The organism is Chromobacterium haemolyticum DSM 19808 (genome assembly GCF_000711885.1).
GTDB classification, from domain to species: domain Bacteria; phylum Pseudomonadota; class Gammaproteobacteria; order Burkholderiales; family Chromobacteriaceae; genus Chromobacterium; species Chromobacterium haemolyticum.
In genome coordinates this window covers 41365-67559 of sequence record NZ_JONK01000004.1, presented here as the reverse complement: position 1 = coordinate 67559, position 26195 = coordinate 41365, and the positions used below count along the sequence as shown (strand labels likewise).

The 26195-nt window shown below is 62.7% G+C and carries 25 protein-coding genes; 11 read left to right on the top strand and 14 right to left on the bottom strand.

Features of this window, described 5'->3' with window-relative positions:
- Positions 1-272 precede the first annotated feature (272 nt).
- The 3 genes from deoC to mutY all read right to left on the bottom strand — a co-directional run bounded on the left by deoC (position 273) and on the right by mutY (position 4641).
- Positions 273-1040: a deoxyribose-phosphate aldolase gene (gene deoC / locus BR71_RS02355; RefSeq protein WP_043632209.1), complete on the bottom strand. Its 768-nt coding sequence runs from the start codon at positions 1038-1040 to the stop codon at positions 273-275.
- Between the two features lie 311 nt (positions 1041-1351).
- Positions 1352-3556 (bottom strand): RelA/SpoT family protein, encoded by a 2205-nt coding sequence (locus tag BR71_RS02350; protein WP_043592768.1) that lies wholly within the window; start codon positions 3554-3556, stop codon positions 1352-1354.
- 44 nt (positions 3557-3600) lie between these two features.
- Positions 3601-4641 carry an A/G-specific adenine glycosylase gene (gene mutY, locus BR71_RS02345; RefSeq protein WP_043632766.1) on the bottom strand — a complete coding sequence of 347 codons (1041 nt, stop codon included), beginning with the start codon at positions 4639-4641 and terminating at the stop codon, positions 3601-3603.
- A gap of 126 nt (positions 4642-4767) precedes the next feature.
- Here mutY and BR71_RS25060 point away from each other — a divergent pair, with 126 nt between their 5' ends.
- Together BR71_RS25060 and BR71_RS02335 are read left to right on the top strand one after the other, a co-directional pair.
- On the top strand, positions 4768-7473 hold the full coding sequence (locus BR71_RS25060) for a THUMP domain-containing protein (RefSeq protein ID WP_081862518.1): 2706 nt from the start codon (positions 4768-4770) through the stop codon (positions 7471-7473).
- 711 nt (positions 7474-8184) lie between these two features.
- A complete protein-coding gene (locus tag BR71_RS02335) occupies positions 8185-8787 on the top strand; it encodes a MarC family protein (protein WP_019100349.1) in 603 nt (200 codons plus the stop codon).
- 24 nt (positions 8788-8811) lie between these two features.
- On the opposite strand, the gene BR71_RS02330 is transcribed toward BR71_RS02335, so the two are convergent.
- Entirely contained in the window at positions 8812-9537 is a 726-nt protein-coding gene (locus BR71_RS02330; protein ID WP_043632206.1) for a substrate-binding periplasmic protein, read from the bottom strand.
- A gap of 279 nt (positions 9538-9816) precedes the next feature.
- Here BR71_RS02330 and BR71_RS02325 point away from each other — a divergent pair, with 279 nt between their 5' ends.
- Complete coding sequence (locus tag BR71_RS02325) at positions 9817-11151, top strand: dicarboxylate/amino acid:cation symporter (RefSeq protein WP_043632204.1); 1335 nt, start codon at positions 9817-9819, stop codon at positions 11149-11151.
- A 125-nt stretch (positions 11152-11276) separates the two neighbouring features.
- Positions 11277-11867: a thiol peroxidase gene (locus tag BR71_RS02320; protein WP_081554377.1), complete on the top strand. Its 591-nt coding sequence runs from the start codon at positions 11277-11279 to the stop codon at positions 11865-11867.
- A 73-nt stretch (positions 11868-11940) separates the two neighbouring features.
- Here the strand turns inward: BR71_RS02320 and BR71_RS02315 are convergent, their stop codons facing one another.
- The 3 genes from BR71_RS02315 to ppsA all read right to left on the bottom strand — a co-directional run bounded on the left by BR71_RS02315 (position 11941) and on the right by ppsA (position 15262).
- A complete protein-coding gene (locus tag BR71_RS02315) occupies positions 11941-12288 on the bottom strand; it encodes a NirD/YgiW/YdeI family stress tolerance protein (RefSeq protein WP_019100345.1) in 348 nt (115 codons plus the stop codon).
- Between the two features lie 61 nt (positions 12289-12349).
- Positions 12350-12733, bottom strand: coding sequence for a hypothetical protein (locus BR71_RS02310; protein ID WP_156038771.1), 384 nt, complete (start codon positions 12731-12733; stop codon positions 12350-12352).
- 141 nt (positions 12734-12874) lie between these two features.
- Positions 12875-15262 carry a phosphoenolpyruvate synthase gene (ppsA, locus tag BR71_RS02305; RefSeq protein WP_043632200.1) on the bottom strand — a complete coding sequence of 796 codons (2388 nt, stop codon included), beginning with the start codon at positions 15260-15262 and terminating at the stop codon, positions 12875-12877.
- 321 nt (positions 15263-15583) lie between these two features.
- Between ppsA and ppsR the strand changes: the two genes are divergently transcribed.
- The 5 genes from ppsR to BR71_RS02280 all read left to right on the top strand — a co-directional run bounded on the left by ppsR (position 15584) and on the right by BR71_RS02280 (position 19396).
- Positions 15584-16408, top strand: a complete 825-nt coding sequence (ppsR, locus tag BR71_RS02300; protein WP_043592814.1) for a posphoenolpyruvate synthetase regulatory kinase/phosphorylase PpsR — start codon at positions 15584-15586, stop codon at positions 16406-16408.
- 446 nt (positions 16409-16854) lie between these two features.
- Complete coding sequence (locus tag BR71_RS02295; RefSeq protein ID WP_043632195.1) at positions 16855-17154, top strand: hypothetical protein; 300 nt, start codon at positions 16855-16857, stop codon at positions 17152-17154.
- A gap of 219 nt (positions 17155-17373) precedes the next feature.
- Complete coding sequence (gene trpS / locus BR71_RS02290) at positions 17374-18396, top strand: tryptophan--tRNA ligase (RefSeq protein WP_043632187.1); 1023 nt, start codon at positions 17374-17376, stop codon at positions 18394-18396.
- 137 nt (positions 18397-18533) lie between these two features.
- Positions 18534-18839 carry a chorismate mutase gene (locus tag BR71_RS02285; RefSeq protein WP_043632184.1) on the top strand — a complete coding sequence of 102 codons (306 nt, stop codon included), beginning with the start codon at positions 18534-18536 and terminating at the stop codon, positions 18837-18839.
- Between the two features lie 92 nt (positions 18840-18931).
- The gene (locus BR71_RS02280; RefSeq protein ID WP_019101875.1) at positions 18932-19396 is read left to right on the top strand and encodes a CreA family protein; all 465 of its coding nucleotides are present in this window, start codon (positions 18932-18934) and stop codon (positions 19394-19396) included.
- A gap of 44 nt (positions 19397-19440) precedes the next feature.
- Here BR71_RS02280 and BR71_RS02275 read toward each other — a convergent pair whose 3' ends face one another.
- The 7 genes from BR71_RS02275 to mltG are packed head-to-tail and all read right to left on the bottom strand — an operon-like array spanning position 19441 to position 24501.
- The gene (locus BR71_RS02275; protein ID WP_043632178.1) at positions 19441-20217 is read right to left on the bottom strand and encodes an MBL fold metallo-hydrolase; all 777 of its coding nucleotides are present in this window, start codon (positions 20215-20217) and stop codon (positions 19441-19443) included.
- Positions 20218-20241: 24 nt separating this feature from the next.
- Entirely contained in the window at positions 20242-20634 is a 393-nt protein-coding gene (locus BR71_RS02270) for a hypothetical protein (protein WP_043592816.1), read from the bottom strand.
- A 14-nt stretch (positions 20635-20648) separates the two neighbouring features.
- A complete protein-coding gene (locus BR71_RS02265) occupies positions 20649-21419 on the bottom strand; it encodes a TatD family hydrolase (RefSeq protein WP_043632175.1) in 771 nt (256 codons plus the stop codon).
- A 48-nt stretch (positions 21420-21467) separates the two neighbouring features.
- The gene (locus BR71_RS02260; RefSeq protein ID WP_043632172.1) at positions 21468-21842 is read right to left on the bottom strand and encodes a PilZ domain-containing protein; all 375 of its coding nucleotides are present in this window, start codon (positions 21840-21842) and stop codon (positions 21468-21470) included.
- Between the two features lie 18 nt (positions 21843-21860).
- Positions 21861-22874, bottom strand: a complete 1014-nt coding sequence (locus BR71_RS02255) for a DNA polymerase III subunit delta' (RefSeq protein ID WP_043632171.1) — start codon at positions 22872-22874, stop codon at positions 21861-21863.
- Positions 22874-23509 carry a dTMP kinase gene (gene tmk / locus BR71_RS02250; protein ID WP_043632167.1) on the bottom strand — a complete coding sequence of 212 codons (636 nt, stop codon included), beginning with the start codon at positions 23507-23509 and terminating at the stop codon, positions 22874-22876. The genes BR71_RS02255 and tmk overlap by 1 nt, the downstream gene beginning before the upstream one ends.
- Complete coding sequence (mltG, locus tag BR71_RS02245; protein WP_039755172.1) at positions 23509-24501, bottom strand: endolytic transglycosylase MltG; 993 nt, start codon at positions 24499-24501, stop codon at positions 23509-23511. The genes tmk and mltG overlap by 1 nt, the downstream gene beginning before the upstream one ends.
- A 198-nt stretch (positions 24502-24699) precedes the next feature.
- On the opposite strand from mltG, the gene BR71_RS02240 reads away from it, so the two are divergent.
- Complete coding sequence (locus BR71_RS02240; RefSeq protein WP_043632163.1) at positions 24700-25377, top strand: DUF3313 family protein; 678 nt, start codon at positions 24700-24702, stop codon at positions 25375-25377.
- A 106-nt stretch (positions 25378-25483) separates the two neighbouring features.
- A complete protein-coding gene (locus tag BR71_RS02235; protein WP_043632158.1) occupies positions 25484-26164 on the top strand; it encodes a DUF3313 family protein in 681 nt (226 codons plus the stop codon).
- The last annotated feature ends 31 nt before the right edge of the window (positions 26165-26195 follow it).

Here is a 26195-nt window from a genome sequence, read left to right as displayed (position 1 = left end):
AACGCCACGGCCAAGGATTTAAGAACCTGTTTACGATCTGCTGCGCGTAGAGGGGCGTTACACGGTGAGCCCCCCTTCGAAATGCTCATTCACCACTTGACCATTCCGCTTTCTCAGCCGTTTTCACCTTGTCTCGCTCTTGCTCGCGAGATCGTAAACACGTTCCAAGAGCCACTGGCAAAACCGCGTAGAGCACCTGAGGCAAGGCGCGCCGATAAGTCGGTGCAACGCGGCATCAGGGGGTTTGTCAGCGGCGATGAAACGGCGAGCGATCAGTAGCCGCTGATCGGCTTGATCTCGCCCCCTTGAATTTCCGCCTGCAAATTGCCCAACAGGCCGGAGGCGCCGAAGCGGAAGCGCTCCGCGCTCACCCATTCCGCGCCCAGCAGATGCTCGGCCAGGTCCAGATATTCCACCGCCTCGGCTGCGGTGCGCACGCCGCCGGCCGCCTTGAAGCCACAAGCGCCGCCGGTTTCGCGGATGGCGGACAACATCACGCCGGCCGCTTCCAGCGTGGCGTTCACCGGCACCTTGCCGGTGGAGGTCTTGATGAAATCGGCGCCGGCCTGGATGGAAATCAGGCTGGCCTCGCGGATCAACGCCTCATCCTTGAGCTCGCCGCTTTCGATGATGACTTTCAAGGTCTTGCCGTCGCAAGCGTCCTTGCAGGCCGCCACCAGTTGCGCCCCCACCTCGCGGTTGCCGGCCATCAGCGCCCGGTACGGGAACACCACGTCGACCTCGTCCGCGCCGTAGGCGATCGCGGCGCGGGTTTCCGCCACCGCAATGGCGATATCGTCGTCGCCGGCCGGGAAGTTGGTGACGGTGGCTACTTTCACCTCGGGGCAGCCCGCCTCGCGCAGGGTCTTCTTGGCAATGGGCACGAAGCGCGGATAGACGCAAACCGCGGCCACGGTTCCGGCTTCGCTCTTGGCCTTGCGGCACAGCGCGGCGACTTTGTCGTGAGTGTCGTCGTCGTTCAGCGTGGTGAGGTCCATCAGGGACAGAGCGCGGCGCGCCGCGGCGATCAATTCGGACATGGGCTAACAAACCTTTCAATGAGAAACGGCCAGACGCACTCGCCAGCCGTTCCAAAGCTTCAGCGCCGCCGGTTGGCGGCGGCGCAAAAAAACCATTATGAAAATTTCTTCAAGTCAAAGCAATGCACAGCGTCAGGGAACTTGTGCCAACGCAAACTCGGCCGCGCCTTAGAACGTGTTTACGATCTCGCGAACTAAGGCGAGACAAGGCGAAAACGGGCGAAAAAGCGGAATGTACGAGTGGTACATGAGCATTTTGAGCACGGTTTCAACGCCGTATCGCCGACGCGCAGCCGATCGTAAACAGGTTCTTACAAACGCCGCGCCTCCTGCACCCCGCTCAACTCCATCATCCGCGACAACACCCGGCTGATGTCCTGCACCTGGCGCACCTCCACGGTAAAGCGCATGCGGGCGCGGGTGTCGCGCGACAGGGTGTTGACGCCGATCAGGTTCAACTTCTCGCGCGACAGCACATCCGACAGGTCGCGCAGCAGGCCGGGGCGGTCCATTGCGATGATTTCAATGTCGATGGGGAACACGCTGCTGCGCTGATCGCCCCATTCCGCGGCGATCAGCCGCTCCGGCGCGGCCACAGACAGTTTCTTCAGAGTCAGGCAATTGGTACGGTGAATGGAAATGCCGCGCCCCTTGGTGACGAAGCCCATCACCCCGTCAGGCGGCGCCGGCTTGCAGCACTTGGCCAGCACCGTCATCAGATTGTCCACGCCCTCGATCAGCACACCGCCGGCGTCGTGACCGCCTTTACTGGCCTTGACCAGGCTTTCCGGCGCCACGTCCGTCGGCGGTGGAGGCGCGAAGCTGACGATGGCGTTGGACACCACGCGCGTGGTCAACTCGCCGTGACCCAGCGCGCCGTACACTTCTTCCAGTTTGTCGTAGCCCAGCTTCTCCGCCAGCGCGCCCAGATTGGGTTGCATATGGCTGTGGCGTGCCAGCTCGCGCTCAAACAGCATCTTGCCGGTTTCGCGCACGGTGTCCGCGTTGAGCAGGCGGATGTGCTGGCGGATCTTGGAAATGGCGCGATGGCTCTTCACCCAGCCGTCGTGCAGCCAGTTCACCGAGGGCCCGCCCTCCTTGGCGGTGAGGATTTCCACCCGCTGGCCGTTTTGCAGCGGCGTGGACAAGGGCACGATCTGCCCCTCCACCTTGGCCCCGCGGCAACGGTGACCCAGATTGGTGTGCACCGAATAGGCGAAGTCGATGGGGGTGGCGCCAAAGGGCAAGGCTATCACCCGGCCTTGCGGCGTCAACACATAGATGGTGTCGGCGAACAGCTCGGTCTTGAACGCCTCGGCCAGACCTTCGCGGTCCGACATCTCCTCGCGCCAGTCCAGCAATTGGCGCAGCCAGGAGATTTTCTCCTCGTAGGCGGCGTCGCCCTTGCCGCCCTCCTTATAGCGCCAGTGCGCGGCCACGCCGAACTCGGCGTGCTCGTGCATTTCGAAAGTGCGGATCTGCACCTCCACCGCCTTGTCCTCCGGACCGATCACCGCGGTGTGCAAGCTGCGGTAATTATTGGCCTTGGGGTGGGAGATGTAGTCGTCGAACTCGCCGGGAATCGGCTGCCAGGTCCCGTGAATAATGCCCAGCGCCGTGTAGCAGTCCGGCAGCCGCTCCACCAGAATACGCACCGCGCGGATGTCGTAAAGCTCGCAGAAATCCAGCTTTTTCTTCTTCATCTTTTTCCAGATGGAGAAGATGTGCTTGGGCCGGCCGGCCACCTCCGCCTTCACGCCGGCGTTCTTCAGTTCCGTGCGCAAGGTGTCCAGCAGCCGGTCGATATAATCGATGCGCTCCAGCCGGCGCTCGTCCAATAGTTTGGCGATGCGCTTATAGCTGTCCGGCTCGGTATGACGGAAGCCCAGGTCCTCCAGCTCCCACTTGATCTGCCACACCCCCAGGCGGTTGGCCAAGGGCGCGAACAGGTCCAGAGTTTCCGTGGCGATGCGGCGGCGCACCGTCTCGTCGGCCACTTCCGCCAGGTAGTGCATGGTCTGGGTGCGCCAGGCCAGCTTGATCAGCACCACGCGGATGTCCGCCACCATGGCCAGCAGCATCTTGCGCATGGTTTCCGCCTGACGCGCGCGCTCCTCCGGCGTGGAGAGCTTGTCTATGCGCGCCAGCTCGGTGATGCGGCGCACGCCGTTGACCCCCTCCACCAACACCGCCACCGTCGGATTAAAGGTTTCGGAGAGCCAGGCCTGCCAGTCATCGCGGTAATCCGAAGCGGCGAACATCAAGGTGGCGACGATGGCGTCCGGCAACAGATTCAGATCCGCCACGATAGCGGCCGCGGCCACCGCGTGGTTGAACAAATCCTCGCCGGTCTGGGCCATGGTCTTGCCGCAGTACAGGGCGCGCGCCTCGTCAAAGGCGCGGGTGATCATCGCCTGCTCTTCGCCGCTCAGCGAAGAAGACAAGCCCTCCAGCCAGCGCTGCGGATTAGCCGCGTCTGCCAGGGTGTCAGCCATCGAACGAACTACGGAAACCATATCAACCCAGTAACTCAATCAAATCGTGTTTCGACAGCGCCCGGCTACTCGGCCAAGCGCAACAACAACCGGCGCACCGGCGCGGGCACACCGGCGTCCGGCGCTTCCGCCAACGGCAGCCACTGGCCGTTGTCTTCCATCACCGCGCCGCCGTTCAAGCCATCCAGGCGCGCCGGCAACGGCGTAATGATCAAACGATAATGCGTGAATACATGTTCCAACTCCGGCCAGGCCGGCAAAGCGTCGCCCTGCCCCGCGCGCTGCAGCCAGTCCTCGGCCTGCGTCGAGGTCTCGAACTCCGGCAACGACAACAGTCCGCCCCAAATGCCGGAAGGCGGCCGCCGCTGCAGCCACACCTTGTCCTGGTGCGTGGCCAGCAGCATCACCGTATGGCGCGTGGGCACGGCCTTTTTGGGCCGCGGCGTCGGCAGCTCTCCGGTGCGCCCCTCGCGCGCCGCCACGCAGCCGTCCACCATCGGACAGACGGTACAAGCCGGCTTGCCGCGGCTGCACACCGTGGCGCCCAAGTCCATCAAACCTTGAGTGTAGGCGCTCATCAGCGCCTCATCCTGCGGCAACAATGTTTCGGCCAAGCACCACAAACGCTGCTCCACCGCCTTCTCGCCGGGGAAACCGGCAACGCCGAAACAGCGGGTCAGCACGCGCTTGACGTTGCCGTCCAGAATGGTTTCCCGCCGGCCAAAAGCAAAAGAAGCAATCGCCGCCGCGGTGGAACGCCCCACGCCGGGCAGACGCTCCAGTTGCTGGCGCTCGGCCGGGAAGCTGCCGCCAAATTCGGCCATCACCATCTGCGCCGCCTTGTGCAGATTGCGCGCCCGGCTGTAATAACCCAGGCCGCTCCACAGTGTCAGCACATCCTCCTGCGGCGCGGCGGCCAAAGCCGCCACGTCCGGAAAGCGGGCGAGAAAGCGCGGGTAATATTCCAGCACGCTTTTGACCTGGGTCTGCTGCAGCATGATCTCGGACAGCCAAATCCGGTACGGGTCGCTGACTTGCCATGGCAAATCATGGCGTCCATGCATTTTTTGCCAGGCGGTCAGCCGCGCGGCGAATGAGCTGTGCAACATCATTTATCATCTTGAATCGAACCGGATATGGTAGCGGAAACCCTTGCAGTCACCAAGCAGCCTCCGGACAAATAAGTTAAAATCAAAGAATTGCTTAAAAGTCTGCTTACTCAAGGAAGTTCCATGTCCAGTTTCCGTTCCCGCCAGCGTGCCAATATGCGCCGCGATTTCAATAGCCGCGACAATGAGGCCAGTTCGCCGGCAGGCGGAGACAGCCCGGCCGGCAAAAGCCCCGTGATCCAGAAGAAAGCGCCTTCGGCGGACGCCTCGCCGCGCGCGCCCTATTCCGGCCCGCGCCCAGGCAATGCCAAGCCAAACTGGCAGGACCGCGGCGCAGGACAGGGACAAACCCCGCGAGACGGCGGCAAGCGCGGCCCCTACCAAGGACGCGACCAACAAGCCGGGCGCGACAAGCCGTATGGCAACGAACGCCGCCCGCAAGGCCAGCAGCGCTTTGAACGCAACGAAGGCCAAGATAATTTCAAGCAGGACCGCTTCAATAAAGAGCGCGGCAACAACTGGCAACCGCGCAGCTTCGCCCGTGACGGCGAAGAACGCCCGCAAGGCAGCGGCCCCAAGAAGCCCTTCCATCACCGCGAAGACCGCGAGCCGCGCGATTACAGCCGCGACCGAGGCCCATCCGGCCGCAAACCGCTGAACGCCACGGCGGACGTGGAACAAGAACGCAAGCCTTACAGCCGCGACCGCGGCCCGTCCGGCCGCAAACCGCTGCACCTGGAACGGGACGGCGAACAAGGCGCGCCGCAAGGCAAGCCCCGCTGGCAACAGCGCGACGGCGAACGCCATGTGGATCAGCCGCGCAAGCCGTTCAATCCGTCCGCAGACCGTGAGCAGCGCTTCCGCCGGGACGACGCCGAACAGGCGCCGCGCAAGCCTTGGCAGGAACGCCAGCACAGCGAGCAGCGCGAAGATGGTCCGCGCAAGCTGTTCGGCAAATCTGCCAAGCACGACAACCACTTCCGCCGTGACGACGCCGAGCAAACACCACGCAAGCCATGGCAGGAACGTCAACACGGCGAGAGCCGCGACGATGCCCCGCGCAAACCGTGGCAAGAGCGCCAGCATAGCGACCGCCGCGACGACGCCCCGCGCAAGCCATGGCAAGAGCGCCAACACGGCGACCGCGACAACCGTTTCCGCCGCGACGACGCCGAACAAGCGCCCCGCAAGCCGTGGCAGCAAAACGAGCCTGCTGAACGCGGCGAGGACGGCCCGCGCAAGCTGTTCGGCAAATCCGCCGAACGCGACAACCGCTTCCGCCGCGACGACAGCGAACAAGCGCCGCGTCAGGACCGGCGGCAAAGCGAGCCGGCCGAACGCAGCGAAGGCGGCACGCGCAAGCTGTTCAGCAAACCGTCCTATCGCGATAACGACGACCGCCGCGACGACGCCGAACGCGCCCCGCGCCAAAGCTGGCAGCAAGAAGAACGCCCGCGCCACGAGCGTCGCGAAGGCGAAACTCGCCAACAGTTCGGTAACCCCGGCGCCGGCCGCCTGAAGCCGCTGGGCGACCAACACCGCGTGGAAACCCGCGGCGAACACCGCTACGCCGAAGCGCCGCGCCATGCGCCTTCCGAACGCCAAGCGCCCAGCCTGACCCAGGTGCGCGACAGCGTGCTGTCCCTGTTCGCCCCCTGCCCGCGGGGCCTGGAAGCCATCCTGGCCGACGAACTGCGCGGCCTGGGCGCGCGCGACATCGCCACCGCCGACGGCGGCGTGGCCTTCGCCGGCGACCGCGATCTGCTGATGGCGGCCAACCTGCACAGCCGCACCGCCAGCCGCGTGCTGCTGCAACTGGCCCAAGGCGGCTACCGCAACGAGCAGGACATCTACCGCCTGGCGATGAACGTGGACTGGCCGCGCTGGTTCGACGTGTCCAACAGCATCAAGCTGAAGACCGACGCCATCCGCTGCCACTTCAAGAGCCTGGATTTCATCTCGCTGAAAGTGAAAGACGCGATCTGCGACCGCTTCCGCCAGGCGCAGCTGGGCCGGCCCAATGTCGACACCCGTCACCCGGACGTGCGCATCCATGTTTTCCTGACTGAAGACAGCGCCACCATCTACCTGGACACCAGCGGCGAGCCGCTGTTCAAGCGCGGCTGGCGCCAGGAAACCGGCGACGCGCCGCTGCGTGAAAACCTGGCCGCCGGCATCCTGATGCTGACCGGCTACAACGGCAGCCAGCCGCTGCTGGACCCGATGTGCGGCAGCGGCACCTTCCTGGTGGAAGCCGCCGACATCGCGCTGAACCGCGCGCCGGGCCGCCAACGCAAATTCGCCTTCCAGAAACTGCGCGGCTTCGATTCCGCCAGTTGGGAAAAACTGCTGCTGGACGCCCAGCACGCCGAAAAGCCGCTGACCAAGCTGACGATCAACGGCTCCGACCGCGATCAGGCCATCATCAACGTCGCCAAGGACAACCTGGAGCGCGCCGGCCTCTCCGGCCTGGTGGAACTGAAAGCGATGGATGTGCTGGACACCCGCCCCAACGGCGAAAACGGCATCCTGGTGGCCAACCCGCCCTACGGCGTGCGCATGGACGAACTGGACCAGCTGGCTGAATGGTACCCGCAACTGGGCGACTGGCTGAAGGCACACTTCGCCGGCTGGCACGCCAACCTGTTCAGCGGCGACCTGCGTCTGGCCAAGCTGATCCACCTGTCGCCCAAGCGCCGCACCCCGCTGTACAACGGCTCGCTACAATGCCGGCTGTTCGTCATCAATATGGTGGAAGGCAGCGCCCGCAAGGAAAAACCGGGCGAGCAGGCCGAAACCATCGAGCAGGACGATCACACCGCGGAGTAACACAGCGCGCGGACAGCAAAACGGCGAGCCATGGCTCGCCGTTTTTATGATGTATTGCTCCAGAATATAAGGTGCGATCTTCAGGCCGTTTTGAGGCTCATGGCCTCAACCCGCTCCTCAATCGCCGCCTCCGCCGATTCGTTTAAACTTTCAGCGATCCCCCGAGCCGCCCCGGCCCGCGCCTCGGTTCTGGAGGCCCGGCCATGAATCCCTTCCCCAGCCTCATTGAACTAGACCGCCTGATCCAGCAGCCGCACGCGCAGAGCCTGCCACAAGACGCACTGCGCATCCTCGAACCCGAGCTAAAACGGCTGACGCATTGCAGCCAATCCATCCACGACATCTATCACGCCGCCTCGCTGAAGCTAGGCCCAATCCGCAGCGCTGGCCGAGTTGCTAACGCTGCTGAACCAGTCCGAGATCGGGCATCTGGAGCGCGAGCAGGTATATTGTCTGCTCGAATCCTTTGCCCGGCGCTTGCAACAGGCTTATGAAGCGTTGCAGGAACTGAGCTGAGCCCGCCAACGCCCGCCAGCCGCGCCAGGCGGGCAGACGAGCCGGCAGGCCAAACGAATAAAACCGTCGCAATCCGGACTAACCCATTCGGCATCGCCATGAGATAATCCCGCCCGGACGCGCGCTTAAAAATCCAGAGCCTTACGCACAGGGCCTGCGCGCCATTGATACCACTCAACGCTGCAAGCACACACCATGCAAACCTCTTTCCTGTCCGCCACCGTCCTGCTGATCCTGATCACCGATCCGCTGGGCAATATTCCACTGTTCATCGCCGCGCTCAAGCAGGTCAAGCCGGAACGCCGCCGCCGCGTGGTCTACCGCGAATGCCTGATCGCCTTCCTGGTGCTGTCCGCCTTCATGTTCTTTGGCCGCAATTTTCTGGACTTGATGCATCTGACCGATGATTCGATGCGGGTGGCCGGCGGCGTGATTCTGTTCCTGATCGCCATCAAGATGATCTTCCCCGGCGAGGGCAGCGTGTTCGGCGGCGACAAGATGCACGGCGAGCCCTTCATCGTGCCGATCGCCGTGCCGTTGATCGCCGGCCCCTCGGCGATGGCCACCGTGCTGCTGATGTCCACCCGCGAGCCGGAGCGGATGCTGGAATGGCTGGGCGCCTTGACCATCTGCATGTTGGTGACGCTGCTGGTATTCCTGTTTTCCGGCAAGCTGCAAAAGCTGCTGGGCGAGCAGGCGATCACCGCGCTGGAGCGGTTGATGGGCCTGGTGCTGACCGCGATCTCGATTGAGATGCTATTGGGCGGCGTGGCGTCCTATATCAAGCAATTCCACTGAGCTTAGCGCCCATATTAGGTCAGCCTAGCGATAATGCTTGCGCAGCGCGTCGACCACGCCGTCGCGCTGCATACTGAGCAGCGTCTTGTTGAGTTTCTGCACGATGCGCTCGTCCACCCCCAGGTTGCAGGCCAGATACATCTGCACCGTGTTGAAGCTGAACAGCAGGCGGACGGGCAGACGGTTGGCGGCGGCGATATAAGCGCCGCTGAACTCGCCGCTGGCCCAGAAATCGATATGGCCGGCCACAAGCTTCCTGGCGTTCAAATCGTCCGCTCTCGCCAGGTCCAGTTTGAAGCCCAGATCGGCCAGATACTGCGACATGCCCGAGCCTTTGTAGCCGCCTATGGTGTAGCCGCGCGCGTCCTCCAGCGTGGCCACCCCCGTGGGGCTGTGGGGGCCGGCGAACAGGCTCCAGGAATTGCTGACCAGCGGCCCCACCCATTTGAACTGCCCCTCCCGGCTCGCCGTGCGCGAGGTCGAGTAAACGCAGCTATTGCTCTCCTGCTGCGCGATGGCGTAGGCGCGCAGCCAGGGCAGCAGTTCCATGCTGTACGGAATGCCGGCGCGCTGGAACAGTTCGCGCAGGATGTCGGTGGACAGGCCGCCGATCTTGCCCTCCTCCAGCGCGATGTTGAACGGCGGGTAGTCCTCGGTCAGCAAGCGGAGGCGAGGCGAGGCCGATTCCGCCATGACGCAGGCGGAGAGCGCGCCCAACAACAGGGCTAGGTAGACAAATGCGTGCCTCATGGCGACAAGCCTCCCGCTGGATTCTGACGATGCGTCTTCCAAGCATAGAAGCTGACGGCTTGGATGGAGCCTTGCCTCCGCCAAAACGACGCGGCCATGCCAACGCGCAGGCGTGATTTGGTTCGTGTTGGGGATATCCCGCATAGGGATATCGGCAATTCGTCGCCGCTCTTCCTCTTGCTAGCATCCGCAGTCATGGGCCATCAAGAGCCCGCTTTTGATTGCATAACAACTTCGGCCCTCCCCGCGCCGGAGTCAGACAACGCTACAGGGACCGCGATGCGAACCAAAACCCCTCTTTACCAGCGCCTCTATTTCCAGGTGCTGCTGGCCATTTTCCTCGGCGTGATGCTCGGCGCCTTCGTTCCCGACCTGGGCGCGAAGATGAAGCCGCTGGGCGACGCCTTCATCAAACTGATCAAGATGATGATCGCCCCCATCATCTTCGCCACCGTGGTGGTGGGCATCGCCAAGATGGGCGATATGAAGGAAGTGGGCCGCGTGGGCGTGAAAGCGCTGTTCTACTTTGAAGCCGTCACCACACTGGCGCTAGTGATCGGCCTGGTGGTGGTGAATGTGCTCAAGCCCGGCGCCGGCCTCAATGTGGACCCCAGCACGCTGGACGCGCACTCGGTGGCCAAGTACGCGGCCAACGCCAAGGAAATGAGCAGCATTGATTTCCTGATGCACATCATCCCGGATACGGTGGTGGGCGCGTTCGCCAATGGCGAAATCCTGCAGGTGCTGACCTTCTCGGTGCTGCTGGGCCTGGCGCTGACCAAGATGGGCGACAACGGCAAGACCATCGTCCACATCCTGGACGAGTTTTCCCACGCTCTGTTCGGCGTGATCAATATGCTGATGAAGCTGGCCCCCATCGGCACCTTCGGCGCGATGGCCTTCACCATCGGCAAGTACGGCGTGGGTTCGCTCAAGCAGTTGGGCTTCCTGATGCTCTGTGTCTACCTCACCTGTTTCGCCTTCGTCTTCGTTGTGCTGGGCACCATCGCCAAACTCAACGGCTTCAGCCTGTGGCGCTTCCTGGTCTACATCAAGGAAGAACTGCTGCTGGTGCTGGGCACATCCTCGTCGGAATCCGCGCTGCCGGGCATCATGAAGAAGCTGGAGAACCTGGGCTGCTCCAAACCGGTGGTGGGCATGGTGATTCCCACCGGCTACTCCTTCAATCTGGACGGCACCTCCATCTATCTGACCATGGCCGCCATCTTCATCGCCCAGGCCACCAATGTGGACCTGACGCTGGCGGAGGAGCTGGGCCTGCTGGGCGTGCTGCTGCTGACCTCCAAGGGCGCGGCGGCGGTGACCGGCGGCGGCTTCATCACCCTGGCCGCCACGCTGGCCACGCTGGGCGGCAAGCTGCCGGTGTCCGGCCTGGCGCTGCTGATCGGCATCGACCGCTTCATGTCTGAAGCCCGCGCGATCACCAATTTGATAGGCAACGGCGTGGCCACCATCGTGGTGGCGCGCTGGGAGAAGGCGCTGGACGAAGAACGCATGCGCCGCGTGCTGGCGGGTGAGCCGGTTCTGCCGGAGGAGCCGGCCGCCGCGCCGCTGCCCGCTCAGCTGGCCACCGCGAAAGCCGCCCAATCCTGAACTTTTGTTTTCCCAGCCCTTACAGCCTGCGTCCACGCGGGCTTTTTTTATGCTCATAGCAAAACGGCGGCTTGATTTTGCCGTCATGTGGTCCACGATAGAAGAATGGGCATAGGGAGACGAGAATGAGCGACTTCATGTTGCAATACGGCGATGAGTTGTTGCCGGTGGAGGGGGACTTCCCTGAAGTGGGCGCTTATCTACCCAGCTTCATGCTGGTGGGCGACGGCAAGCAGGACGTGTCGCTGGAAGGCTTGGGCGGCGTACCCAAGCTGATTCTGACCTTGCTCTCGCTGGATGAATACGAGCATGGCGGCCAATATCTGCTACAGGAGACGCGGCGCTTTCTGGAGCGCTGGCCGCAAATCAGCCTGGTGGTGATCACGGTGGATTCGCCGTCCTCTCTGGCCCGCGCCCGGCGCGAGCACGGCTTGCCCCACGTTACCCTGCTGTCCACGCTACGCGGCCGCGATTTCCACAAACATTACGGGGTGTTGATCCGCGAATATCCGCTTAGCGGCTACACCGCGCCCGCTCTGCTGCTGGCCGACGGCAGCAACATCATTCATTACGCCGAGCGGCTGCGCAACACCCAGGATCTGTTCGACTTCGAAAGGATCAACCACTTGCTGCGCGAAGCCGAGGAACAGGCGCTGGAGGCGCAACAAGAATTGGAGCACGAGGAGCAGTTGAAGGACGAAGGCCCGTCACAGTAAGCCCCCAATAACAACACGGGCCCGGCCTGCTCATGCAGCGCCGGGCCCGTCGCATTGGCCAGGGGAAAGCGGCTTACGGCAAAACTTCCACCAGCTTGGCGTCCACCTTGGTCGAAGTCAGTTCCTTGTCCACTTCGCCGACGATGCGCAGCTTGCTGTTCTGGTCGAACTTTTTCGCCGGCAGGCGTTTCTGGCTGATCTTCACCGTCATCGAACCGGTGGCGTCGCGAAATTCATAACGCTTGTGGTCGATCTGGCGCACGATCTTGCCTTCCAGGGTAACCGGAGTGTCGTCGGCGGCTTTCTGCGCGGCGGCTACGGTAGTGACCGCGGCCGGCACGCCGGGGCCGGCGAATTCCGCCTGAGCGGCGAACGGCAGGGACAAGGCGGCGGCAGTGAGCAGAACGGTGATGGTTTTCATGTTGTGGCTCCTTAAGTGTTGGTTGACGGTGCCATTAAAACAGCGCCGGCTTAACGCAAACTTAAGCGCTTGCCCGGGCCCCCAACAAGCGGCGAGAAGAGTCCGGATCGGCCGCATAGCCTTGCAGCGCATAGCTCGCCTGCTGACGGTAATGCGCTTGTTCGCTGGCGATTCGCTTGTCCACGCCCTTGAGCGCAAGCTGCAACTCCGCGTTCAATCTTAAGTCTTTATGCCCGAAGCTGGCCGGCAGCGGTTTGATCTCTGCGGCGATGGCATCGCGCAAAGCGCCCAAGTCCGCGTAGCTGCCGCGCTCCACGGCCTGGTTGGAGCAAGCCTTTAATACTTTGGCCAGCGCGCTGGCCTCCTTCGCCTGGGGCGCGTTCAGATAGCGCGGGATCAAGACATCCAGTGTCTGATGGGAAACCGGGAGAAATGGGAGTCGCATGGGTGCATCCTGATAAAGGTGATGAGTCGAATCGTTGATGCCGCCCAGCATATGCATCCGTTCCCGCGCCAGCTTGCAAGAAACGCCGGACAAAACAAAACCGCCCGGCAAGCGGGCGGTTTGAAAGCGGTGAAGCAGGGATTAGCTGTTCAGTTCACGCGCCAAGTACAGCCAGGTCTCCACCACGGTGTCCGGGTTCAGGGACACGGTTTCGATGCCCTCTTCCACCAGCCACTTGGCGAAGTCCGGATGGTCGGACGGGCCTTGACCGCAAATGCCGATGTACTTGCCTTGCTTGCGGCAAGCCTGGATCGCCATGTGCAACATGGCTTTGACCGCTTCGTTGCGCTCGTCGAAGGTGGAAGCGATCGGGCCGCCGGAGTCGCGGTCCACGCCCAGCGTCAGCTGGGTCATGTCGTTGGAGCCGATGGAGAAACCGTCGAAGTGCTGCAGGAACTTGTCCGCCAGCACGGCGTTGGTCGGCAGCTCACACATCATGATCAGACGCAGGCCGTTTTCGCCGCGCTTGAGACCGTTGGCCGCCAGGATCTCCACCACTTGCTCGGCTTCGAACAAGGTGCGCACAAAGGGAATCATCACTTCCACATTGGTCAGACCCATCACGTCGCGCACTTTCTTGATGGCGCGGCATTCCAGTTCAAAGCAATCGCGGAAGGATTCGGCCACGTAGCGCGCGGCGCCGCGGAAACCGATCATCGGGTTTTCTTCGTGCGGCTCGTACAGCTGACCGCCGATCAGGTTGGCGTACTCGTTCGACTTGAAGTCGGACATGCGCACGATGACCTTTTTCGGATAGAAGGCGGCGGCCAGAGTGGACACGCCTTCGGCGATCTTGTCGACGTAGAAGTCCACCGGGCTGGCGTAGCCGGCGATGCGGTCGCTGATGGTGGCTTTCAGATCCGCCGGCAGCTTATCGAACTCCAACAGCGCTTTCGGGTGGATGCCGATCTGACGGTTGATCACGAACTCCATGCGCGCCAGGCCCACGCCTTCGTTCGGCAGCTGCGCGAAGTCGAAAGCCAGTTCCGGGTTGCCGACGTTCATCATGATCTTGACCGGGGCCTTGGGCATCTTGTCCAGTTCCAGGTCGATCACTTCCACGTCCAGCAGGCCGTCATAGATGTTGCCGGTGTCGCCTTCGGCGCAGGAAACAGTGACCTGCATGCCTTCGGACAACACCTGGGTGGCGTCGCCGCAACCCACCACGGCCGGGATGCCCAGCTCGCGCGCGATGATGGCCGCGTGGCAGGTACGGCCGCCGCGGTTGGTGACGATGGCGGCGGCGCGTTTCATTACCGGCTCCCAATCCGGGTCGGTCATGTCGGTGACCAGCACGTCGCCCGGCTTGACGCGGTCCATCTCGGACGCGTCCTTGATGGTGCGCACCACGCCCTGGCCGATCTTCTGGCCGATGGCGCGGCCTTCGCACAGCACTTGCGATTTGCTGTTCAGGCGATAGCGGCGCAGCGTGTCCTTGCGGTCTTCCTGCGACTTCACCGTTTCCGGGCGGGCCTGCAGGATGTAGAGCTTGCCGTCGTGGCCGTCGCGGCCCCACTCGATGTCCATCGGACGACCGTAGTGCTTCTCGATGATCAACGCGTATTCGGCCAATTCGGCCACTTCGGCGTCGCTGATGGAGAATTGCTGACGCTCCGCCGGGGACACGTCCACGGTCTTCACCGAGCGGCCGGCTTGCGAGGCGTCGGTGAACTCCATCTTGATCAGCTTGGAGCCCATGGTTTTGCGCAACACCGCCGGACGGCCGGCTTTCAGCGTCGGCTTGTGCACGTAGAACTCGTCAGGGTTCACCGCGCCTTGCACCACGGTTTCGCCCAGGCCGTAAGACGCGGTGATGAACACGACGTCTTCAAAACCGGATTCGGTGTCGATGGTGAACATCACGCCGGCCGCGCCACAGTCAGAACGCACCATGCGCTGCACGCCGGCGGACAGAGCCACTACGTCGTGCTCAAAGCCTTTGTGCACGCGGTAGGAAATGGCGCGGTCGTTGTAGAGGGAGGCGAAAACGTGTTTCATCGCATCCTTGACATTGTCAAGGCCGCGGATATTCAGGAAGGTTTCTTGCTGGCCTGCGAACGAGGCGTCGGGGAGGTCTTCGGCGGTGGCGGAGGAGCGGACGGCAACGGAAATATCGGCACCGCCGGCATCGGCCACCATCTTATCCCAGGCCTCTTTGATATCGGCGTCAAGCTTGGCGGGGAACGGGGTATCGATGATCCATTGCCGGATTTCCTTGCCGATTCGGGCCAGTTCGCTGACATCGTCGATGTCCAGATTGGCCAGTGCGGCGCTGATCTTGTCGGCCAGACCGTTGTGCTGCAAAAAATCCCGGTAAGCCTGCGCCGTGGTGGCAAAGCCGCCTGGGACGCGAACCCCGGAGCCGGCCAATTGGCTGATCATTTCACCAAGGGAGGCGTTCTTGCCGCCTACCTGCTCCACATCGGTCATGCGCAGTTTCTCGAACCAGATGACGTAGTTCTCAGCCATCACTTCACTTCCTGTGTTGGATTGGGACGATAGGGCCGCATTCTAGCCGAATTACGTGCCAGATGCGTAGCGTCTTTTGCAGCGCAACACGGGTTTTCGGCTGAACGAGGACAAGCATTGCAACAGAATCAATAAGTTGACAGACATTCCTGATGAAAATGATTGTCAAAACCGTGTAATTTACGCACTACACGGCTAAGCGGCCCTCCTAGCGGGTTTCGTCGCGGCCTTTCAGAGTATAGAATCCTTTGAACCCCGGGCGCGCCGCAAAGCGCGGCAGGCGCGGTTCCGGCCTTGTTCACTCGCAATACAGGTGTTTGCATGCCCCACCATCTCCGCTCCGCCTTCTTCGTTTCCGATCGCACCGGCATCACCGCCGAATCGCTGGGCCACACGCTGCTGACCCAGTTCGACACAGTGGAATTCAAGCGCGAGACCATTCCCTTTGTCGATACCGTGGAAAAGGCCGAAGCGCTGGCGGAGGTTATCCGCCAAGTGTCGGAAACGGATCACCTGAAGCCGCTGGTATTCACCAGCATCATCAACCCGGACGTGCGCAGCGCGCTGCAGGTTGAGAACGCGGTGATGATAGATTTCTTCGACACCTTCATTGGCCAGCTGGAACAGGAAATCGGCCAGCGCGCCTCGCTGAGCGTGGGCAAGGCCCACGGCATGGTCAACGAGGAGAAGTACGATCACCGCATCGAAGCGGTCAACTTTTCGCTGAACCACGACGACGGCGTCAAACTGAAGGACTTGCATGAAGCGGACGTGATCCTGGTGGGCGTATCCCGCTCCGGCAAGACCCCGACCTGCCTGTATCTGGCGCTGCAATATGGCATCCGCGCCGCCAACTACCCGCTGACGCCGGAAGACCTGGGCAGCCCTACGCTGCCCAAGTTGCTGCTGCCGTTCAAGGACAAGATCTTCGGCCTGACCATCGACCCGGCGCGGCTGCATCATATCCGCTCCGAGCGCCGGCCGGACTCCAAATACGCCAGCATGGACAACTGCCGACGCGAGGTGAACGAGGCCGAGTCCATGTTCCGCCATCACGGCGTCCCCTTCATCAGCACCACTCACAAGTCCATTGAGGAAATCGCCTCCACCATCATGCACAAGGCGGCGCTGGGCCGGCGTTTCTAAGAACCTGTTCAAAATCTGCTGCGCTTCGGCGATACGGCGTTGAAAACATCCTAGAAATGCTCATGCACCACTTGACCATTCCGCTTGTTGGCTCGTTTTCGCCTTGTCTCGCCCTAGCTCGCGAGACTTTGAACAGGCTCTAAGACCCGCTAACAAAACTCCTGATCCTGCGTTGCGCCTCCTTGTCGTACGACTTGTACTGCCTGCGTCGGCGCGCCTTGGCTCAGGTTCTCTGCGAGGTTTTGTTAGCGGCTCTAAGCCTTGCCCGTATCCCATTGGAACCGGCCGGCGTCGCCCGGCCGTTTTCATGCCCACCGCCTAAGAAGCTCAGCAACAATATCCATATAGCACTTTGTTTATTATCACTTTTTTACAATTTCGACCGGAACATATAGCAAGCAGGCGCTCTCAAACAAGCATCTTGATCCCTTGAACCGGGCCCCCCGATGCATATCCTCTCCATCACCGCGCAACTCAAGGCCGCCGCCTCGCCGTTGAGACAAGTGAGCGCGGTCGCCGCCAAGACTGACAGCCGCGCCGCCGCCAGCGACCCGCGCAAGGAAATGGCGGAGTTCGTCGCTCCACACCCGCAATCCTCCACGACCAACAGGGATGCCGCTTCCCACGGTGAGTCTTTCGAACGGCTGTTGCGCCAAGCTCAGAGCGCGGCCCGAAACAAGAATGATTCGCCCTATTCCGAAGACCTCATGCCGCCGGCCGGCAGCCTGCTGCATGTCCTGGCCTGAAAAGACGCTTGACGCTGCTTTGCTCGCCGTGCTCTGATAAAGCCCATGAACTACGCAACCGCATTCGCATCCTTTTTTTGGTGGTGGCGCCTGAACTAAGGCGGCACCGGCGTTTGCACACCCAAAACCCGGAAGCTGCCGATACGGCGGCATAGGGTTTCCAGCAGTACCTCTCCTCCCCCGGATCGGCAGTTTCCAGCAAGCTCACTGGAGACCAATATGAATCTGGACAACATCACAGCCAAAGACATCATCCTCACCGGCGACCGCACCACCGGACAACTGCATCTGGGCCACTACGTCGGCTCGCTGCGCAACCGCGTGATTTTGCAAGACCGTTGCCGTCAGTTCCTGCTGCTCGCCGACGCCCAGGCGCTGACCGACAATATGGGCAACTATCTGAAGGTACGCGACAATGTGCTGCAGGTGGCGCTGGATTACCTGGCGGTGGGCATAGACCCGGGAAAAAGCACCATCTTCATCCAGAGCCTGGTGCCGGAGCTGACCGAGCTGTCTTCCTACTATCTCAACCTGGTCACCGTGGCGCGGCTGGAGCGCAACCCCACCATCAAGGACGAGATCAAGCAGCGCGGCTACGAGCGCGACATCCCCGCCGGCTTCCTCACCTACCCCGCCGCCCAGGCCGCGGACATCACCGCCTTCAAGGCCAGCATCGTGCCGGTGGGCGAAGACCAGATTCCCATGATCGAGCAGACCAATGAGATCGTGCGCCGCTTCAACGCCAGCGTAGATCAAACGGTGTTGGTGGAAGCGCGCGCGGTGGTGCCGGAACACGGCTCCCGCCTGCCCGGCATCGACGGCAAGGCCAAGATGTCCAAATCCCTGGGCAACACCATTACTTTGTCGGCCACGCCTGACGAGATCCGCCAGGCGGTGAAGATGATGTACACCGACCCCAATCACCTGCGCGTCGCCGACCCGGGCCAGGTGGAAGGCAATGTGGTGTTCACCTATCTGGACGTATTCCATTCCGACCCGGCGCAAGTGGCGGAATGGAAGGATCATTACCGCCGCGGCGGCCTGGGCGACACCGTGATCAAGAAACAGCTGGAGGAATGCCTGCAGGCCTTGCTGGAACCAACCCGCACCCGCCGCGAGCAGTACGCGCGTGATCCGGCCGCGGTGATGGAGATGCTGAAGACCGGCACCCAGCGCGCACGCGCGGTGGCGGCCGCCACGCTGGCCGAGGTTAAAGCGGCGATGGGCTTGAACTACTACTGAGAACCTGTTCATCGTCTGCCGCGCTTCAGCGATACGGCGTTGGGAACGACTCCGGCATGCCCATGCGCCACACAGCAGCCTCCGCCTTGTCTCGCCCTAGCTTGTTAGGCTATGAAACCGATTCCGAAAGGCTTTTAATGGAACAGATCTACCAATGCCAAAACCTGGATGAGGTGCGGGGCCAGATCGACCGCATCGACCGCGCTCTGGTGTCGCTAATCGCCGAGCGCGGCCTTTATGTGCGTCAGGCGCCGGCGTTCAAGCACAGCCGGGACGAAGTGGAAGGCGGCAAACGCGTCGATCAGGTGATGCGTCGCGTCGAGCGTCTGGCCGGCGAACTGGGGGCCGACGCGGCGCTGACCGCGGCGGTCTACCGCACGATGATAGAGTACTTCGTCGCCGATGAAATGGCGGCTTTCCGCGCCAAAGCGGCTGGCGATTGAGGCGAAGGCCGGCTTTCCCTACAATCGCTTCCATCCGCTGACCGTCGGCCGCCCTTCCCGGCCGGCGTCTTTCCCGCGGCTGGAGAACACGAATGAACAAGATAGCCCTGTTGCTGCTCGCCTGTCTGGCCGCGCCCGTGATGGCCGAAGAGGTGGGCGAGGTGTCCACCACCTTCAAACTGCTCAGCCCCAACGACAAGGTAGTGGTGGAAGCTTTTGACGACCCGGCGGTGCAAGGCGTGGCCTGCTATATCTCCCGCGCCAAGACCGGCGGCTACAAGGGCGCGCTAGGGCTGGCCAAGGACCCGTCGCGCTTCTCCGTGGCCTGCCGCCAAGTGGGCGCGATCAAGTTTTCGCGGCCGCTGCCCAAGCAGGAACAGGTGTTCAAGGAAGGCGCGTCCTTCATCTTCAAGCATGTGCGCGTGGTGCGCATCGTCGACGCCAAGCGCAATACGCTGACCTACCTCAGTTACTCCGACAAGCTGATAGACGGCAGTCCGGACAACGCGCTGACCGCGGTGGCGGTGCTGGATCAGAAAATCCCGCTACAGCCCTGAAATAAAAGCGATTGATTATTAACGATTTCTTGACATGACGGGCATCAGCTAAACGGCAGCTCGACGCGCAGGCCGTCATAGCCCACCTCCACGCCGGGCGGACATTCGGCGCTGAGCGCGGCGAACTCCAGCCGATGGGTCATGTGGATCAGCACCGTGCGCGCAGCGCCGATGCGCTTGGCCCAGGCGAAGGATTGGCTCACGTCCAGGTGGGATGGATAGGGGTCGTGGTTCAGGCAATCCAGGAACAAGACTTTCAGTCCTTGCAGCAGGGGCAGGCTGCTGTCCGGGATGTCCGACACGTCGGTCAACCAGGCCATGTCGCCGACGCGCCAGCCGAGGCAAGGCCAGGAGCCGTGTTCCAGCGGCACCGGCGTCAGCGTGACGCCGCCACAGTCCACCGGCCCGTCCACTTGCTGTGGCAACAGCACCGGCTTGTCCCACATCTTGGACGGCGGCAGCAAGGCGTAGTCGAAACGACGCTTGATGTTGTCCAGGGTGAAGGCGTTGCCGTAGAGCGTGATCGGCCCCTTTTTCACATAACAAAAAGCGCGCAGATCGTCGATGCCGTTCAGGTGGTCTGCATGCGGATGGGTATACAACACCGCGTCCACCCGGCTCAGCCCCTCGCGCAGCGCCTGCTGCCGCAGGTCCGGCCCGGTGTCGATCAACAGCCCCTGGCCGGCCACCTTAATGTAGGCGCTGGCGCGGGTACGGCGATTGCGGGGATCCGGCGAGCGGCAGGTAGCGCAATCGCAGCCTATGGCCGGCGTGCCGGAGCTGGAGCCGCAGCCCAGGATGGTGACTTCAAGCGAGCCCAATGACGTTTTCCAAGTAACAAGACATCAGCGGCAGCGCTCCGGGCGTTCCGCCTTCTCGCGCACCCAGCCGCCGTCGCAACGGACATTCCCGTCCGCGTCTTGCTGGCAGCTGCCGCGCGGCTGCTTGGCGCAATACGGATTGCCGTCCCGCGACAACAGGCAGGCGCCGGGGCCGGCGTAGGTGACGCCATTGGCGCGCACCACCCCGCCGCCCGGATACGGCGAGCACAATACGTTGCCGAATTCATCAATCGCGCATTCGCCCTTGCCGCACATCGCCTGTCCGCGCTGCACCAGAGCAATGCCGCCGTCTTCGGAACAATAGCTGCGGCCGTTCAGATTGACGCAATTGGCCCAAGCCTGGGCCGACAACAGGACGGCCAGCAAGGCCAGCCCGGACAGCAAGATTCGCTTCATGCGCTTTCTCCGCTTCAACGACCGGCCTTGGAGAAGAGCCGGAAAAAATTATCGCTGGTGACGCGCGCCACCTCTTCCAGATCGATGCCGCGCAGTTCCGCGATATGCGCGGCCACATGGCGGACGTAGGCCGGTTCATTGACCTTGCCGCGATACGGCACCGGCGCCAGATAGGGCGAGTCGGTTTCGATCAACATCCGTTCCAGCGGCACTTTCTGAGCCACCTCCTTGACCTGCGCCGCATTCTTGAAAGTCACCACGCCAGAGAAGGAAATGTAGAAGCCCAGCTCCAGCGCCGCCTGCGCCACTTCCCAGGTTTCGGTGAAGCAATGCATCACGCCGCCGCACACTTCAGCGTTCTCTTCACGCATCAGGCGGATGGTGTCCTCGGCGGATTCGCGGGTATGAATCACCAGCGGCAGGCCCACGCGCTTGGCGGCTCGGATATGAGTGCGGAAGCGTTGATGCTGCCAGTCCAGATCGCCCTTGCACCAGTGGTAGTCAAGGCCGGTTTCGCCTATGCCCACCACTCGCGGATGCGCGGCCAGCGCCACCAGCTCGTCCTCGCTGTATTCTTCCGCCTCCGGATCATCCGGATGCACGCCCACGGTGGCGTACAAATTGCCGTGGCTTTCCGCCAGCGCCAGCACTTGCGGATATTTGGGACGGCTGACGCCGATCACCAGCGCATGGCTCACCTGGTTGGCCTGCATATTGGCCAGCACTTCCGGCATGCGCGCGGCGAGGTCGGGAAAATTGATGTGGCAGTGGGAATCGATAAACATAGTTGCGTCAATCAGACTGCGGCGCGCGGATGCGCGTCGCGAAAACAATCACATGGTATGGGTGGGCCGGCTGGAGTTGAGCACACCGCTGAGCAGGGCCTCGATCTTGTCCTTGGCCTGCTTGCCGGTATCTCCAGCGACGAATTCGACGCCGACGCCCTGCACCCGGCTGTTGTTGGCGCCGGCCGGCGTCAGCCATACCACCTTGGCCTGCACCGCGATGCGCTGCGGGTCGTCCATCAAGGTCAGCAGCAAGAAGACTTCCTCGCCCAGCTTCATTTCCTTGTTGGTGGGAATGAAAATGCCGCCGTGGCGCACAAAGGGCATGTAGGCGGCGAACAGCGCGCTGCGCTCCTTGATGTGCAGGGACAGCACCCCGGGACGGTTGGGGTTGAGGTCCGGGCGAGTGGCGGAAGTGTCCATACTTGCTAACCCTCAGTGTCAGGCGGCCTTGCCGCTGGCGAATATCTTGAGATAGTCCATCAGCACCGCCTCCAATTGCAAGCGCGTGTTCAGCGTATGCTGGCCAAACGGCGCCAGTTGGTTGAGCGTTTGCTGACACGCCATCAATTGCGCGATGTCGGCGCGCGCCGACAGCTGCTGCAAGGCGCGCTCCTGATCTGGATAATAGCGGAGCAAACCGGCCAGTCTCAAACTCGCTAGATCATGCAGCCATTTCATCAGCCAGCCGATGGGCAGCAACAGCGGCAGTTTCTGTTTATCCACCGCCTCCGCCAGCTGCAGCACATTGGCGAAGCTGGGTTGGGCCAGTCCTTGAACAAACTGGCCACGCAGCTTGGCCAGCGCCGGATCGTGGTCGAACAGCGGCGCGCCACCATTGTGGGCCAGCTCCAGTTCGGCGTCGGCCACGCCTTGCTCGCGCAGCCAGGCCAGCGCTTGCGCCTGGTCCGGCCGCGTCAGCGGAAATTGGCGGCAGCGGCTGCGTATGGTGGGCAGCAGGCGCTGGGGCGCATGCGCCACCAGCAGAAACAAGACCTCCGCCGGCGGTTCTTCCAGGATTTTGAGCAAGGCGTTGGCGGCGGCCGGATTCAGGCTTTCCGCCGGTTCCACCAGCACGATGCGCCGGCCGGCGCGATGCGCGCTCAGATGAGCGAAGTCGATCACCTCGCGCACCGCCTCGATTTTGATCACCGGCAGCTTGCGGCTGACCTTCTTGCCCTCCGCGCCCTCCTTGCCTTCTTCGTCCTCATCGCCCAGCGGCGACAAGCGGCGGAAGTCCGGATGAGTGCCGTGCAGATACCAACGACAGGCTTCGCATTCGCCGCAAGGACGGTGACCGGCTTGGGGGCGTTCGCATAGCAAGGACTGGGCCAGATATTCAGCGAACTCCAGTTTGCCGATGCCCGCCGCGCCGGTGAACAACCAGGCGTTGGGCAGGCGGTCGCGCTCGGCGTTCAGCCGCGCCCAGTCGCCTTGTTGCCAGGGCAGCAGCATCACGCGGCCTCCAGCAGTTTTTGCAAGCAGGCCGCGATATCCACCTGGATCTCTGCGATGGAACGGCTGGCGTCCAGCACCGCGAAACGCGGCTGGCCGGCGGCGCGCCGCAGATAAGCTTCCCGCACGCGCACGTGGAAATCGGCTTTTTCCTGCTCAAAGCGATCCAGCTGGCGGGTCTTGGACATGCGCTCGGCCGCCACCTCCAGCGGCAAGTCGAACAGCAAGGTCAGATCCGGCTGCAAACCGTGCTGCACCCATTGCTCCAGTTCGGCGATGCGCTCGAAGGGCACGCCCCGGCCGCCGCCCTGGAAGGCGAAGGTGGAATCGGTGAAGCGGTCGGACACCAGCCACTGGCCGGCGGCGAGCGCGGGCTCGATCACGCTGTGCAGCAATTGCTGGCGCGAGGCGAACACCAGCAGGGTTTCCGCGTCCAGCGAGGCCTCGGTGTCCACCGCCAACAGCAGTTCGCGGATTTTTTCTCCCAGCGGAGTGCCGCCCGGCTCGCGGGTGAATACGGCGTCGACGCCGTGTTGCGTCAGCCAATCGCGGATAAAGGTCAGATGGGTGCTCTTCCCGGCGCCGTCTATGCCCTCCAGGCTGATGAAGCGGCCGCGTTGCTGCTCTAGCGCCATTACTGTCCTTTCTTCAAGATGTATTTGCGCACCGCCTGGTTGTGTTCGTCCAGCGTCGCGGAAAAGTGCGAGGTGCCGTCGCCTCGGGCGACGAAATACAGGGCGTTGGTTGCGGCCGGATTAGCCGCCGCGTCCAGCGCCGCCTTGCCCGGCAAGGCGATGGGCGTCGGCGTCAGCCCGGCGCGGGTATACGTATTGTAAGGCGTGTCGCGGCGCAGATCAGCCTTGCCTATCTTGCCCTGATACAGGCTGCCCATGCCGTAGATCACCGATGGGTCGGTCTGCAGCCGCATGCCCTGCTTCAAACGGTTGACGAACACCCCGGCCACCATTGGACGGTCGGCGTCTTCGCCGGTTTCCTTTTCGATCAGGCTGGCCATGATCAGCAGTTCGTAAGGCGTGCGGTAAGGCAGCTCCGGCTTGCGCGCCGCCCAGGCCGCCTCCAACCGTTGCTGCATGGCGCTGAAAGCCTGCCGGTACAGTTCTGCGTCTTCTATGCCCGGGCTGAACAAATAGGTGCTGGGAAAGAACAGGCCTTCCGGCTTGGCGTCGCCAAAGCCGAGCCGCCGCATGATCTCCTCGTCGCTCCAGTCCTTGGCGGTGTGCTGGATATCCGGGTTGCGGTCTATCGCCTGACGGAACTGACGGAAGGTCCAGCCCTCGATCACCGTCAGGCTGGCCTCGTCAGGGTGGCCATCGGCCAAGCGGTTCAAGATGTCCAGCATCGATGCCTGGCCGTCGAAACGATACAGACCCGCCTTGATCTTGCGGTCCACGCCTTGCAGGCGGGCCAGGGCCACCATCACCTGGCGGCTGCGAACCACTCCCTCCTGTTCCAGCCCGCGCGCCACTTGGCTCAGGGTGCGGTTGGGCCCCACGGTCAGCTTGTAACCGGCTTCCGGCAAACCAACCGGAATCAGAACCACCCAGGCCAGCCAGGCACAGCCCAGCGCGAGGCACAGCAACATCAGGCGAAACAGTGTTTTCATCATTTGACGGAAAGAATCAGGCAGCGCAGCGGAACGATCGCGCATGATACCAGACAAGCCGGCCTGACCGACATGTCAGGCCTTCCTCCCGCAATCAAGCAAAGTTTGCGCCAAATCAACTGTCCACCTTTCCATTTTGCATAGTTTTGCTCGCGTTCTATACCTGATTAAATGGACTGCTTAAATGATGCGAGTCTTTTCATGAAGCCATTCTTCAATCTGGGATGCGCATTGGTGGCCTGGACGGCGCTGGCCAGATTGGCGGCAGTCCGGCAGACCGACAGGGATTTATGGCGCCTGCCGATGGCAGCCTTCCGGCAAGGCCGGCATGCGCAGCAATTGACTTACCTGCAATCGCCCACGGCGCTGAACGACTACCACGCGCTGATCGTGGAACCGCTGTTGCTGCTGAACCGGCAACAGGACGGCGGCTGGCAGTTACTGCAAGCCGCGGAACAAGAAATCGTCAACCAGATCCTGCGCCGCCAAGTGGCCGCGCTGTTGCAAGCTTGGCCGATCGCGCTGACCGACATCGCCACCCCAGGCGTGCTGCGCTTGCGCATCGCGGTGGCGGCGCGCCAGTCTCGGATCGCCCAAGACAGCCAACCGTTGAGCAGCAGTCACGTGGCCCTGCAGCTGCCTTGCATGGCTTCCAATATAGAACCGTATCTGCAACTGGTGTCCTCGGTGTCTCAATTGGAAGACGCGATGGGACGAGGCGTGGTCGCCGGCGGCGTCACCATGCAGTCACAGGCCGAAGCCGAAGCCAGCGACGAGGACGACGGCTGGCGGCAATTGCTGATCCAGGATTGGTCCCCGTTGCTGCGCCAGCAATTGACGCCGACAGCGCGGCACGGCGCGGCCTCGCCTGCGCAATAAACCGCATGAAGATAGTCCGCCTCGTCACAAAGTCGCAACAATATCGATGGAACGCCGCTGGGCGGCCGCAGTCCATCTCCCACGCAATCCCCATTGAGCCCGCACGATGAAACCCTTCTTTAAACTCGCCTGCGCGCTGATGGCTTCCGCCTTGCTGGCCAATATCGGTCACGCCGGGGACAAGCCGGAGAATCTGGTCCTGCTGCCCAGCGAAGCCTTCCACCCCAGCCCGGATCATGCCGGCCAGGTGCTCTACCTGCAGCCCGGCGTTGATCTGAAACGCTATCACGGCATCCTGATCGAACCGCTGATCTTTCTGGGCCGCCAAGCGGACGGCCAATGGCAGGCCACGGCGGCGGATGAGCATAACCGGCTCGACGCCTGCTACCGCAACAGCCTGGCCCGGGCGCTATGCCTCGAGGGGCTGCCGGTGGCCGACGCGGCCGGACCGGGCATCGCCCGACTGCGCGTGGCGGTGGGCGACATGCTGAAGGAACTGGCCGGACCGGATGCGCGGCGGCCATTGCAGGCCTCACTCAATCTGGCCCGCTTCGCCGACGACATCGACCCCTACCTCGCCCAAGTCTCCACCATAGGCCAGCTGGAGGACTCGGAGTCCGGATTGCTGCTGGCCGGCGGCGTCAACCTGCTGGGAAAAGAATTCAATCCGGACGACGCGCAACCATCCAACGCGGAGTGGCTGCAACAGCGCGTCGACCTTTGGAGCCGCCATCACGCGCGGCAGATGGCCCAACACTTGGCGGCGGCTACACCGTTTGGGGAGTAGGCTAGCGCCCGGGCTGGCGGCATAATGGTCG

Excerpts from the sequence above, each read along its gene's own strand:
- BR71_RS02270 (WP_043592816.1), bottom strand. The coding sequence starts at position 20,634 with ATGAAGCGAATCTTGCTGTCCGGGCTGGCCTTGCTGGCCGTCCTGTTG.
- BR71_RS02325 (WP_043632204.1), top strand. The coding sequence starts at position 9,817 with ATGCGAACCAAAACCCCTCTTTACCAGCGCCTCTATTTCCAGGTGCTG.
- BR71_RS02310 (WP_156038771.1), bottom strand. The coding sequence starts at position 12,733 with ATGCGACTCCCATTTCTCCCGGTTTCCCATCAGACACTGGATGTCTTG.
- BR71_RS02330 (WP_043632206.1), bottom strand. The coding sequence starts at position 9,537 with ATGAGGCACGCATTTGTCTACCTAGCCCTGTTGTTGGGCGCGCTCTCC.
- tmk (WP_043632167.1), bottom strand. The coding sequence starts at position 23,509 with ATGGCGCTAGAGCAGCAACGCGGCCGCTTCATCAGCCTGGAGGGCATA.
- mltG (WP_039755172.1), bottom strand. The coding sequence starts at position 24,501 with ATGATGAAAACACTGTTTCGCCTGATGTTGCTGTGCCTCGCGCTGGGC.
- BR71_RS02260 (WP_043632172.1), bottom strand. The coding sequence starts at position 21,842 with ATGGACACTTCCGCCACTCGCCCGGACCTCAACCCCAACCGTCCCGGG.
- trpS (WP_043632187.1), top strand. The coding sequence starts at position 17,374 with ATGAATCTGGACAACATCACAGCCAAAGACATCATCCTCACCGGCGAC.
- BR71_RS02295 (WP_043632195.1), top strand. The coding sequence starts at position 16,855 with ATGCATATCCTCTCCATCACCGCGCAACTCAAGGCCGCCGCCTCGCCG.
- ppsA (WP_043632200.1), bottom strand. The coding sequence starts at position 15,262 with ATGGCTGAGAACTACGTCATCTGGTTCGAGAAACTGCGCATGACCGAT.
- BR71_RS02255 (WP_043632171.1), bottom strand. The coding sequence starts at position 22,874 with ATGCTGCTGCCCTGGCAACAAGGCGACTGGGCGCGGCTGAACGCCGAG.
- BR71_RS02335 (WP_019100349.1), top strand. The coding sequence starts at position 8,185 with ATGCAAACCTCTTTCCTGTCCGCCACCGTCCTGCTGATCCTGATCACC.
- BR71_RS02350 (WP_043592768.1), bottom strand. The coding sequence starts at position 3,556 with ATGGTTTCCGTAGTTCGTTCGATGGCTGACACCCTGGCAGACGCGGCT.
- BR71_RS02285 (WP_043632184.1), top strand. The coding sequence starts at position 18,534 with ATGGAACAGATCTACCAATGCCAAAACCTGGATGAGGTGCGGGGCCAG.
- deoC (WP_043632209.1), bottom strand. The coding sequence starts at position 1,040 with ATGTCCGAATTGATCGCCGCGGCGCGCCGCGCTCTGTCCCTGATGGAC.
- BR71_RS02235 (WP_043632158.1), top strand. The coding sequence starts at position 25,484 with ATGAAACCCTTCTTTAAACTCGCCTGCGCGCTGATGGCTTCCGCCTTG.
- BR71_RS25060 (WP_081862518.1), top strand. The coding sequence starts at position 4,768 with ATGTCCAGTTTCCGTTCCCGCCAGCGTGCCAATATGCGCCGCGATTTC.
- BR71_RS02240 (WP_043632163.1), top strand. The coding sequence starts at position 24,700 with ATGAAGCCATTCTTCAATCTGGGATGCGCATTGGTGGCCTGGACGGCG.
- BR71_RS02280 (WP_019101875.1), top strand. The coding sequence starts at position 18,932 with ATGAACAAGATAGCCCTGTTGCTGCTCGCCTGTCTGGCCGCGCCCGTG.
- BR71_RS02315 (WP_019100345.1), bottom strand. The coding sequence starts at position 12,288 with ATGAAAACCATCACCGTTCTGCTCACTGCCGCCGCCTTGTCCCTGCCG.
- ppsR (WP_043592814.1), top strand. The coding sequence starts at position 15,584 with ATGCCCCACCATCTCCGCTCCGCCTTCTTCGTTTCCGATCGCACCGGC.
- BR71_RS02265 (WP_043632175.1), bottom strand. The coding sequence starts at position 21,419 with ATGTTTATCGATTCCCACTGCCACATCAATTTTCCCGACCTCGCCGCG.
- BR71_RS02320 (WP_081554377.1), top strand. The coding sequence starts at position 11,277 with ATGAGCGACTTCATGTTGCAATACGGCGATGAGTTGTTGCCGGTGGAG.